At 64.8% G+C, this 10,663-nt stretch carries 9 protein-coding genes; 6 read left to right on the top strand and 3 right to left on the bottom strand.

Annotation, left to right across the window (positions count from 1 at the left end):
• Positions 1–603: 603 nt before the first annotated feature.
• Positions 604–1,197: an META domain-containing protein gene (locus tag QEN71_RS24515; protein ID WP_201654047.1), complete on the bottom strand. Its 594-nt coding sequence runs from the start codon at positions 1,195–1,197 to the stop codon at positions 604–606.
• 270 nt (positions 1,198–1,467) lie between these two features.
• On the opposite strand from QEN71_RS24515, the gene purT reads away from it, so the two are divergent.
• The 6 genes from purT to QEN71_RS24485 all read left to right on the top strand — a co-directional run bounded on the left by purT (position 1,468) and on the right by QEN71_RS24485 (position 8,633).
• Complete coding sequence (gene purT / locus QEN71_RS24510; RefSeq protein ID WP_201654050.1) at positions 1,468–2,682, top strand: formate-dependent phosphoribosylglycinamide formyltransferase; 1,215 nt, start codon at positions 1,468–1,470, stop codon at positions 2,680–2,682.
• Positions 2,683–2,789: 107 nt separating this feature from the next.
• Positions 2,790–2,927, top strand: coding sequence for a DUF6726 family protein (locus QEN71_RS24505; protein WP_322791179.1), 138 nt, complete (start codon positions 2,790–2,792; stop codon positions 2,925–2,927).
• A 68-nt stretch (positions 2,928–2,995) separates the two neighbouring features.
• Positions 2,996–3,367, top strand: a complete 372-nt coding sequence (locus QEN71_RS24500; protein WP_201654053.1) for an MliC family protein — start codon at positions 2,996–2,998, stop codon at positions 3,365–3,367.
• Positions 3,368–3,582: 215 nt separating this feature from the next.
• The gene (locus tag QEN71_RS24495) at positions 3,583–5,235 is read left to right on the top strand and encodes an acetolactate synthase large subunit (protein ID WP_201654056.1); all 1,653 of its coding nucleotides are present in this window, start codon (positions 3,583–3,585) and stop codon (positions 5,233–5,235) included.
• A gap of 79 nt (positions 5,236–5,314) precedes the next feature.
• On the top strand, positions 5,315–6,751 hold the full coding sequence (locus QEN71_RS24490; RefSeq protein ID WP_201654059.1) for an aldehyde dehydrogenase family protein: 1,437 nt from the start codon (positions 5,315–5,317) through the stop codon (positions 6,749–6,751).
• Positions 6,752–7,181: 430 nt separating this feature from the next.
• A complete protein-coding gene (locus QEN71_RS24485; protein WP_201654062.1) occupies positions 7,182–8,633 on the top strand; it encodes a DEAD/DEAH box helicase in 1,452 nt (483 codons plus the stop codon).
• 59 nt (positions 8,634–8,692) lie between these two features.
• On the opposite strand, the gene gluQRS is transcribed toward QEN71_RS24485, so the two are convergent.
• Together gluQRS and QEN71_RS24475 are read right to left on the bottom strand one after the other, a co-directional pair.
• Positions 8,693–9,577, bottom strand: a complete 885-nt coding sequence (gluQRS, locus tag QEN71_RS24480) for a tRNA glutamyl-Q(34) synthetase GluQRS (protein ID WP_201654065.1) — start codon at positions 9,575–9,577, stop codon at positions 8,693–8,695.
• A 69-nt stretch (positions 9,578–9,646) separates the two neighbouring features.
• A complete protein-coding gene (locus tag QEN71_RS24475) occupies positions 9,647–10,522 on the bottom strand; it encodes a sulfurtransferase (protein WP_201654068.1) in 876 nt (291 codons plus the stop codon).
• Positions 10,523–10,663 lie beyond the last annotated feature (141 nt).

The raw sequence follows: 10,663 nt of genomic DNA, 5'->3' as shown, positions 1-10,663 counted from the left end.
CGCGCATAGCGCCCGTTAGTTTTCGGCGCCATCGTGTTGATGGGCGCGCTGCTGTGTGAAGGCGTCGACTCGACGGCGGCGGCGCGTGCGTGGCTGCGCGGCTCCTCGTCGCGACTGCGGCGCGCGAAGCCGAGGCCGAACGCGTCGTTGGCCCAGCCGACGAACGACGTCCACCGAAATCCGATCAGCCACGGCAGCGAAATCAGGAACAGGCCGAGCATCACGAGCGGCGTCGCGACGCGGCCCAGCAGATGCGTGAATCCCGTCGACAGCGCATGCCCCAATCCGTCGACGCCCTGCACGTTGACGAGCGACGCCTCCAGCGTGCAGCTCGCGATCAGCACGCAGAGAAAGCCGAGCCACAGCCGGATCGTGCCGGGGCCGCGCAGGCCCGCACCGCCCGGCAGCGCGGATTTCACGAGACGCCACAACAAGGGAAGAAACCAGACGGCGGAAGCGCCGAACCAGCCGAAAACTACCGTTTGCATGCTAGACATCAACGAATGACGGATGCGCAAACGCGCGAGCCGTCGAGTTTAACCGGGCGAAGCATTCCGCTTCGCAGGCGTGCGCCGAGGCTGCCGATGCTCGCCGGACACGCACTCATTGGCCGCGCCGCGCGAACACCAGCGTGTCGCCGTTACCGAGAATCAGTTCAAGCTGCTGCGGCTTGCGCATGTCGACGCCCGAGTGTTCGATATGCGCGAGTGCGTCGAGATACGCGCCTTCGATCTTGCCGCCCGGCGTCGCGCACGCCATGCGCGTGCCCGCCAGCGGGCCGAAGCTCAGCTTGCCGTCGTGGAGCACGTAAGTGCCCGTGTAGCGGTTGCAGCCCGAAAAGCCGCTGGCCCGCCGCTGGCCCGTTTCCGTCGATAGCACGAGCGTGACCGGCTCGCCGTCCGCGTTGCCCGGCACGTCGCGCGTGCCGCCCGCCGCGAGCTTCCAGCCCGTCAGCTGCCAGTCGGTGTTGTCGAGCAGTTGGGTGGCCGCAGGGTTGAACGGGTCGGGCGGCGGCGCTTCCGAATCGAGGTGCTTCGGCATCGAGCAGGCGGCGAGTGCGGCGATCGACACGACGGCCAGCGCCGCGCCTGCGCGCCGGCGCAGCGACGCCCGGACGGCAGCGTCAGGTGCATTCGACGATGCATCGGGTGTGGCGCTCGAACGCGCGTCGCGTTGCGTGGCAGACGTGGGCTGCATATCGTCGTTCCTCTCTAAACTGGCGAAGGCGTAAGGGTATCGCACTACGCTTGCCGCATGCGAGCGCAAACGCGGGTGACGAAAGGCATAGGCAAATGTGCATCGGTGCCGCGACAGCCGCCTCGAAGCGCAGCCGGTCACAATGGTCGACAACAAACGTCCATCACGGGTTATCGGCACGCGGCAGGCGTAGCCGCAGGGGCCGCGCATGTTAACATCGCCGCAGTCATTCATTCCACCCGCATTTGTCACAAATTCTCTGGAGCTTCCATGCAGATCGGCCAACGCATCGGCACACCGCTTTCGACCTCGGCTACGCGCGTCATGCTGCTCGGCGCGGGCGAACTGGGCAAGGAAGTGATCATCGCGCTGCAGCGGCTCGGCGTCGAAGTGATCGCGGTCGACCGTTATCCGAACGCGCCGGGGCATCAGGTCGCGCACCGCGCGCACGTGATCGACATGACGGACCCGAAGGCGCTGCGCGCGCTCGTCGAAGAAGAGCAGCCGCACCTGATCGTCCCTGAAATCGAGGCCATCGCCACCGACGCGCTCGCCGCGATCGAAACGGAAGGCGTCGCCGAAGTGATCCCGACGGCGCGCGCCACGCAACTGACGATGAACCGTGAAGGCATCCGCCGCCTCGCTGCCGAAGAACTCGGCCTGCCGACGTCGCCGTACGCATTCGCCGATTCCGTCGACGAACTGAAGGCGGGCATCGCGAAGGTCGGCTATCCGTGCGTCGTGAAGCCGGTGATGTCGTCGTCGGGCAAGGGGCAGTCGGTGCTGCGCAGCGACTCCGACGTCGAACCGGCCTGGCAGTACGCGATGGCGGGCGGCCGCGTGAATCACGGACGCGTGATCGTCGAGGGCTTCATCAACTTCGAATACGAGATCACGCAGCTGACCGTGCGCGCGATCGACCCCGCCACGCAGCAGACGGCCACGTATTTCTGCGAGCCGATCGGCCACGTGCAGGTGGCGGGCGATTACGTCGAGTCGTGGCAGCCGCAGCCGATGAGCCCGCGCGCGCTCGAAAAGTCGCGTGAGATCGCCGACAAGGTCACGACGGCGCTCGGCGGCCGCGGCCTGTTCGGCGTGGAACTTTTCGTGCGCGGCGATGACGTATGGTTCTCGGAAGTGAGCCCGCGTCCGCACGACACGGGGCTCGTCACGCTCGCGTCGCAGCGTCTGTCCGAGTTCGAACTGCATGCTCGCGCGATTCTCGGTCTCCCCGTCGACACGACCTTGCTCGCGCCGGGCGCCTCGGCCGTGATCTACGGCGGGCTCGACGAAACGGGCATCGCGTTCGAAGGCGTCGCGCAGGCGCTCGCCGTGCCGGGCGCGGATCTGCGGCTGTTCGGCAAGCCGGAGAGCTTCGTCAAGCGCCGCATGGGCGTGGCGCTGGCGACGGCGGGCGATATCGGCGAAGCGCTGCAGCGCGCGAAGCAGGCGGCAGCGGCCGTCAAGCCGGTGTCGGCGAAATAAGCAGGGCCGCGCAGCGAAGCAGGCGGCAGGGAGCGGTGAGCGTGAAAGCCAGACAGAAGGACAGCGGATTCGTGCGGCGCGTCGCGCTGCTCACAGCCGCGATTGCAATGATGACGTCGTTGAGCGGCTGCGGGCTGGCTGCTGCGCCGTGCCGGATTGCGTCGGCGGGGCTGAAGATCGTTCCTGTCGTCGGCCACGTCGCCGCTGCGCCGACGGATGCGTGCGCCGACGTCATCGATCCGTAACTGGTCATCGCAAACTTCTCCCCAATCGTGCAGTCATACCAGGACCGCGACAGGAAACGAGGCATTCGATGAGCAGACGGTGGTGTGCAGGGTTGGGCGTGCTGGCGTTGGTTGCCGCATCGGGCGTGGCCAGTGCCGCAGACTTGTTGCCGTTGCCCGATATCCGGACCGCGCATCGCGTGACGCAGAAATACACCTGCGCAACGGGCCGCATTCTCCAGGTCACCTATCTGAACGCAACCAACGGTCAGAGCTTCGCGGTGCTGCCGGTGAAAGGCAAGCAGATGCTGTTCGTCAACGTAATGTCCGGCTCGGGTGCGAAGTATCAGGCGGGCAGCTATACGTGGTGGACCAAGGGTCCGCAGGCCACGCTCTACGATGCGATGCTCGGCGAGGACGCGCCGCCGCTGCTGTCCGATTGCGTGACCATCGTCCGCTAATACCTTCCTGATATCTTTTAGCCGCCAGGCCGCCCGGCCTGCCCGCAAAGCGACACGTTTTTGCCTGCGGTAGTAAGCTGTGTGCCACGCACTGGCCGCGCCCCGTATCGATGCATCGGCGCGGCTGTCATCGTTTTCGATCATCCTTGTCCGCGTGCCGTTGAATCGACTTGTGACGGCCCGGTCTGCGTTCGTTGGTCAAGCGAGACCTTCCCATGAAAGCATCGGATCTGTTCGTCAAATCGCTGGAGGCTGAAGGCGTCGAGTACGTGTTCGGCATTCCTGGCGAAGAAAATCTCGATCTCCTCGAATCGCTGCGCCGCTCCAAGATCAAACTCGTGCTCACGCGCCATGAACAGGCGGCCGGTTTCATGGCCGCGACCTATGGCCGTCTGACGGGACGCACGGGCGTCTGTCTCGCGACGCTCGGCCCCGGCGCTACCAACTTCGTGACGGCCGCCGCGTATGCGCAGCTCGGCGGCATGCCGATGCTGATGGTCACCGGCCAGAAGCCGATCAAGTCGAGCAAGCAGGGCCATTTCCAGATCGTCGACGTCGTGCGGATGATGGAGCCGCTCACCAAGTACACGCGGCAGATCGTGTCGATCGGCAATATTCCGGCGTCGGTGCGCGAGGCGTTCCGCCAGGCCGAAGAAGAACGCCCGGGCGCCACCCACCTTGAGCTGCCCGAAGACGTCGCGCACGAAGAGGGCGACGGCAAGCCGATTCCGAAGAGCTACAGCCGCCGTCCCGTTGCCGAAGAAAAGGCCGTCGAGCACGCGGTGAAAGCGATCGTCGAGGCGAAGCATCCGCTGCTGATGATCGGCGCGGGCGGCAACCGCAAGACCACGCGCAAGATGCTGCGCGAATTCGTCGACCAGATCGGCATTCCGTTCTTCACGACGCAGATGGGCAAGGGCGTGATCGACGAATCGCATCCGCTGTGGCTCGGCAACGCGACGCTGTCGGACGGCGACTTCGTGCACCGCGCGATCGATCACGCCGACTGCATCATCAACGTCGGTCACGATGTGATCGAAAAACCGCCGTTCTTCATGCGCGGCGCGGACGCCAACGAGAAGACCGTGATCCACGTGAACTTCCTCGGCGCGGAAGTCGACACGGTGTATTTCCCGCAGATCGAAGTGGTCGGCGATATCGCGAACGCCGTGTGGCAGATGAAGGAAGCGCTGCAGGGCAAGGGCGAACACTGGGACTTCGCGCGCTTCAAGGAGATCAAGGCGCATTTCGAAGCGCATCTGGCGAAGGGCCAGCACGACGACCGCTTCCCGATGTACCCGGTGCGCGTCGTCAACGACGTGTACGAGACGACGCCGGTGGACGGCATCATCTGTCTCGACAACGGCATGTACAAGATCTGGTTCGCGCGGTATTACCGCGCGCACGAGCCGAATTCGCTGCTGCTCGACAACGCGCTGGCGTCGATGGGCGCGGGGCTGCCGTCGGCGATCGCGACGAAGATCGTGCATCCCGAGCGCAAGGTGATGGCCGTGTGCGGCGACGGCGGCTTCATGATGAATTCGCAGGAACTGGAGACGGCCGTGCGGCTGAAGCTCGATCTCGTCGTGATGATTCTGCGCGACGATGCGTTCGGCATGATCCGCTGGAAGCAGGAAAACATGAATTTCCCGGACTACGGGATGATGCTCAGCAACCCCGATTTCGTCGATTACGCGGAAAGCTACGGCGCGCAGGGACATCGCGTGGCATCGGCGGAGGAACTCGCGCCGCTGTTGCGCGAGTGCTTCGCGACGCCGGGCGTGCATGTGATCGACGTGCCCATCGATTATTCCGATAACGAGCGCGTGCTGAATCGCGAGATCAAGCGCCTGTCCGCGCAGCTTTGAGCCTTTGTGTGCGGCGCGCGGCGGCGCTGTCACGGAACGGCCCTTGCTGCGCTCGCTGGTCGATCAAGGAGAACGAGTCATGTTGCAGAAGAGTTATCCGTACTACCTCGCGAACGAACCCGTCGCGGCGAACACCGATCTCGAAGTCACCGACAAGTTCAGCGGCGAAGTGGCGACGCGCGTCGCCATGGCCGACGCGAAGGCGATCGATAAAGCGATCGGCGCCGCCGTCGACGCGATGCCCGCGATGCGCGCGTTCCCGCCGTTCAAGCGCCAGGCCGTGCTCGAACATTGCGTAAAGCGCTTTCGCGAGCGTTTCGACGAACTGGCGATGGCGCTGTGCATCGAAGCCGGCAAGCCGATCAACGATTCGCGCGGCGAAGCCACGCGTCTGATCGACACGTTCAAGGTTGCGGCGGAAGAGTCGGTGCGCATCGACGGCGACATCGTGAATCTGGAAATCTCGCCGCGCGCGAAGGGTTATCACGCGTATGTGAAGCGCGTGCCTATCGGGCCGTGCTCGTTCATCTCGCCATTCAACTTTCCGCTGAACCTCGCCGCACACAAGGTCGCGCCCGCGCTGGCGGCGGGTGTGCCGTTCGTGCTGAAACCGGCGAGCCGCACGCCGATTGGCGCGCTGATCATCGGCGAAGTGCTCGCGGAGACGGATCTGCCGAAAGGCGCGTTCTCGATTCTGCCCGCGCATCGCGATGGCGCCGACCTCTTCACCACCGACGACCGCTTCAAGCTGCTCTCCTTCACGGGCTCGCCGGCAGTAGGCTGGGACCTGAAGGCGAAGGCGGGCAAGAAAAAGGTGATTCTGGAACTGGGCGGCAACGCGGCCGCTATCGTCGATAGCGATCAGCGCGACAAGCTCGATTACGTCGTCGATCGGCTCGCGTTCGGCGCGTTTTATCAGTCGGGGCAAAGCTGTATCGGCGTGCAGCGGATTCTCGCGCACGCGTCGCTCTACGACGAACTGCGCGACAAGCTGATCGCGAAAACGAAGTCGCTGAAAATGGGCGATCCGAAGGACGAAAAGACCTTCGTCGGGCCGATGATCTCCGAGTCGGAATCGCGGCGTCTCGCCGGCTGGATGGACGGCGCGGTGAAGGCGGGCGCGAAGATCGTCGCGGGCGGCAAGGTCGACGGCGCGATGTTCGAGGCGACGCTGCTGGAGAACGTCGGACGCGAGACGGACCTGTATCGCAAGGAAGCGTTCGGGCCCGTCGCGATCCTCGAAAAATTCGACGACTTCAAAAGCGCGCTCGCGACCGTCAACGACAGCGATTTCGGCCTCCAGGCGGGCGTGTTCACGGATTCGCTCGCGCACGCGCACCAGGCGTGGGATGAACTCGAAGTCGGCGGCGTGGTCATCAACGATGTGCCGTCGTTCCGCGTCGACAACATGCCGTACGGCGGCGTGAAGGACTCGGGACTCGGGCGCGAGGGCATCCGCTACGCGATCGAGGACATGACGGAGTTGCGGCTGATGGTGATGCGCGAAACGTGGTGAAAGAAGTGGGGCGGGAAAAGCCGAGGGTGTGCATCGGGCCGCTGTCACCAGATTGCCTTGTGCGGCGTCTACGCTGCCCGCGTCGGCCGTGGTCCGTCCCCGCTTGAAACAGGCTGTTGTACGTGTGTCGCAGCGGTGATCGGCGAGCCCGCTGCGCGCTCGACAAGGGTTGGAATGCCGAAGTGCTACAATACCGCCCTTTCCGGCGGGTGTTTCCGCCGGCGGGAGCCGTCCGCATGCTTGCCGATACTGGCAGTGACGCAAGCGGGCCTTATACGGGACGCCGTGGCTCCACCTTCATCCTGATGCCCTCCGCGGCCCCGGCCGCTGCAGAAGAAGCTGCAGAAACTGTTTGAGCGGACGCCCACGCGCCCGCCTTTGGCAACGCGCAAGCGGTCCGAGCGCAGGCGCATTTTTAGCGAAAGCCACCATGTCCGATACAGCAACCACGCCTACCAACGCGACCTTCGACCAGTTCGGCCTTCACGGCGACATTCTCAAAGCCATCGCGGAGCAGGGCTACACGACGCCGACGCCGATCCAGGCCCAGGCGATTCCCGTCGTGCTCGGCGGCCGGGACGTGATGGGCGCCGCCCAGACGGGCACGGGCAAGACGGCGAGCTTTTCGCTCCCCATCATCCAGCGTCTGCTGCCGCTCGCGAACACGAGCGCGTCGCCGGCACGTCACCCCGTCCGCGCGCTGATCCTCACGCCGACGCGCGAACTCGCCGACCAGGTCGCCGCGAACGTGCAGTCGTACGCGAAGCACACGGCGCTGCGCAGCACCGTTGTGTTCGGCGGCGTCGACATGAACCCGCAATCGGCGGAACTGCGCCGCGGCGTCGAAATCCTGATCGCGACGCCGGGGCGCCTGCTCGATCACGTGCAGCAGAAGACGGCCAATCTCGGCCAGGTGCAACTTCTCGTGCTCGACGAAGCCGACCGGATGCTCGACATGGGCTTCCTGCCTGATCTGCAGCGCATCCTGAACCTGCTGCCGAGCGAGCGTCAGACGCTGCTGTTCTCGGCCACGTTCTCGCCCGAAATCAAGAAGCTCGCGTCGACGTACCTGCGCAATCCGCAGACGATCGAAGTGGCGCGCAGCAACTCGACGGCAACGAACGTCACGCAGATCGTCTACGAAGTGGCCGAAGGCGACAAGACGGGCGCCGTCGTTCAATTGATCCGCGAGCGCAGCCTCAAGCAGGTGATCGTGTTCTGCAACAGCAAGATCGGCGCGAGCCGTCTCGCGCGTCAGCTGGAACGCGACGGCGTGGTCGCGACGGCGATTCATGGCGACCGCTCGCAAAACGAACGGATGCAGGCACTGGACGCGTTCAAGCGCGGCGAGATCGAAGCCCTCGTCGCGACCGACGTGGCCGCGCGCGGTCTCGATATCGCCGAACTGCCCGCCGTGATCAACTTCGATCTGCCGTTCAACGCGGAAGACTACGTGCACCGGATCGGCCGGACGGGCCGTGCGGGTGCGTCAGGCGATGCGTTGTCGCTGTTCAGCCCGAACGAGCGCAAGCAACTGGCCGATATCGAAAAGCTGATCAAGCGTCCGCTGGAGGTTCAGCGTCTGACGGTCGATACACCCGTGCGTCATCATCACGACGAGCGGGGCTCGCGGCGCGAGCGCGACGATCGCGGCGGCAGCCGCCGTCGGACGACGGGTGCGCACGAGCGTCCGTCGCACGGCTCGCATCATCGTCAGCAGCCCATCGACGATTTCTTCCTCAAGCCCTACGAGCCGTCGCCCTCGTCGGCCGCCAAGCGCGAGGAAGCGCCTGCCGCGCCACAGAAGCCTGCGTCGAAGCAGCCGCTGGCGGCGTTGCTGGGTGGGTTCGGAATGCCGCGCAAGACGACGACGTCGAATTGATGTCGCGGCGGTTGTAGGTTTTGGTTCGTTGAAGATGGCGCCTTTTCAGGCGCCATTTTTTATTGGCGCTTTATGCGCTCGGACCACGCTGCGGTTGCTTCCGTGTAGAACGCGTCGAGCGATGTCGTGGCCGCGTCGCCCAGTTTCAGGCCAAGGTGGCGCGCGGCTTCGTTCAGCGCGACGAGCGGCTTGACGGTATCGAGCGCTGCTGCACCCGTCTGCTTGCTGAGCTTGTCTCCGTCGGCGTTCGTCACGACGGGCACGTGGAGATAAGAGGGCGTGGGCACGCCCAGACAACGCTGCAGATAGATCTGTCGGGCGGTCGAGTCGAGCAGATCGGCGCCACGCACGATATGGGTGATCCCCTGATCCGCATCGTCGACGACGACAGCCAGCTGATAAGCCCACTGATCGTCCGCCCGACGCAGCACGAAGTCACCGACGTCGGTGGCGAGATTCTGGGTCTGACGGCCTTGCCAGCGATCGTCGAACGTCACGATGGCGGCATCGCCGTCGGGCACGCGCAGCCGCCACGCTCGCGCGGGCTTGCCGTGCAGACCGTTGCGGCAGGTGCCGGGATACGCAAGTGTGGTGTGGCGGGCGTGCGCCTGCACGAGCGAATCGGTGATTTCTTTGCGCGTGCAGCCGCATGGATAGACGAGTCCGGTGGTCTGCAGACGTTCGAATTCCCGCTGGTAAAGCGCCATGCGCTGGCTTTGCCAGACGGGCGGTTCATCGGCCACCATGCCGAAGCGAGTGAGCGTGTCGAGTATGTCTTCCGCTGCGCCGGGCACGGTGCGCGGACCGTCGATGTCTTCGATCCGCACGAGCCACGTGCCGCAATGCGCTCGCGCATCGAGCCAGCTGGCGAGCGCGCTGACGAGCGAGCCGATATGCAGCGGGCCCGTCGGCGAGGGCGCGAAACGTCCGCGATAGGTCGTCATGCGAGGACGTCATGAGCCGCAGCGGCGCGGCTCATGCAAAACGGGTTCATGCGGAAACGATGACGCTGCTTATGCCGCGTGGGCCGCATCGGCCTGCGGCTGCGCTTCCGGATGGCAGGACGCGCACGTCTTGCCCGGCACGTAAAACGGCGACTTCTGTTCCTCCGGTGTGACGACGGCGCGACAACCGAAGCATTGCACGGTCGCGGTCGGCTGCAGGCTCGGATCAAGCGCGGTGCGGTAGTCGAACACGAAGCACTCGCCGTTGTAGTGTGCGCCGCCCACTTCCTCGAAATACTTCAGGATTCCGCCTTCGAGCTGATAGACGTTGTCGATGCCGACGTCCTTCATATGGATGGCCGCTTTTTCGCAACGGATGCCGCCCGTGCAGAACGACACCACCGTCTTGCCTTCCAGGTCCGCGCGATTCTGCTCAATGACCTCGGGGAACTCGCTGAACCTGGTGATGCGGTAGTCGAGCGCGTTGTCGAACGTGCCGACGTCGACTTCGAATGCATTACGCGTGTCGAGCATCACGACGGGGCGGCCTGCGTCGTCGTGGCCGCGGTCGAGCCATTCTTTCAGCGTGCGCGCGTCGACGGACGGCGCGCGGCCCAGTTCCGGCTTGATGGCCGGCTTCTTCATGGTGATGATTTCGCGCTTGAGCTTGACGAGCATGCGGCGGAACGGCTGCTTCTCCGACAGGCTTTCCTTGAACTGAAGCTCGGCGAACTTGCCTTCGAACAGCGGATCGTGGCGAACGTAGTGGATGAATTCGCGCACCTGCGCAATTTCACCCGCGACAAACAGGTTGATGCCTTCCGGCGCGAGCAGGATGGTGCCGCGCAGGCCGAGTTCGTTGCAGCGCGCGGTGACGAGCGGCCGCCATTCAACGGTGTTGTCGAGGGTCGAGAACTGGTAGGCCGAAAGATTCAGGATATTCATGCTGGTCCAGCGATAAAGCGCCGTGCCCGGCGCGCGCATCGAGGGCGGGCGCAGCACGCGTACGGCAGAAAATGGATTCGAACGCGTATTATCCCTCATCCTGAGAATCGGCCTGCAATCTGCCGTAAGGCATATTGACCT

This window comes from Paraburkholderia sabiae (assembly GCF_030412785.1).
Lineage (GTDB): Bacteria > Pseudomonadota > Gammaproteobacteria > Burkholderiales > Burkholderiaceae > Paraburkholderia > Paraburkholderia sabiae.
Note: the sequence above shows the minus strand (reverse complement) of the source record. Positions and strands in the feature narration are given on the sequence as shown.

What these genes read in the sequence shown, in the direction of transcription:
- QEN71_RS24490 (WP_201654059.1), top strand. Translation starts at nt 5,315, where the DNA reads ATGTTGCAGAAGAGTTATCCGTACTACCTCGCGAACGAACCCGTCGCG.
- QEN71_RS24475 (WP_201654068.1), bottom strand. Translation starts at nt 10,522, where the DNA reads ATGAATATCCTGAATCTTTCGGCCTACCAGTTCTCGACCCTCGACAAC.
- purT (WP_201654050.1), top strand. Translation starts at nt 1,468, where the DNA reads ATGCAGATCGGCCAACGCATCGGCACACCGCTTTCGACCTCGGCTACG.
- QEN71_RS24485 (WP_201654062.1), top strand. Translation starts at nt 7,182, where the DNA reads ATGTCCGATACAGCAACCACGCCTACCAACGCGACCTTCGACCAGTTC.
- QEN71_RS24500 (WP_201654053.1), top strand. Translation starts at nt 2,996, where the DNA reads ATGAGCAGACGGTGGTGTGCAGGGTTGGGCGTGCTGGCGTTGGTTGCC.
- QEN71_RS24505 (WP_322791179.1), top strand. Translation starts at nt 2,790, where the DNA reads ATGATGACGTCGTTGAGCGGCTGCGGGCTGGCTGCTGCGCCGTGCCGG.
- gluQRS (WP_201654065.1), bottom strand. Translation starts at nt 9,577, where the DNA reads ATGACGACCTATCGCGGACGTTTCGCGCCCTCGCCGACGGGCCCGCTG.
- QEN71_RS24515 (WP_201654047.1), bottom strand. Translation starts at nt 1,197, where the DNA reads ATGCAGCCCACGTCTGCCACGCAACGCGACGCGCGTTCGAGCGCCACA.
- QEN71_RS24495 (WP_201654056.1), top strand. Translation starts at nt 3,583, where the DNA reads ATGAAAGCATCGGATCTGTTCGTCAAATCGCTGGAGGCTGAAGGCGTC.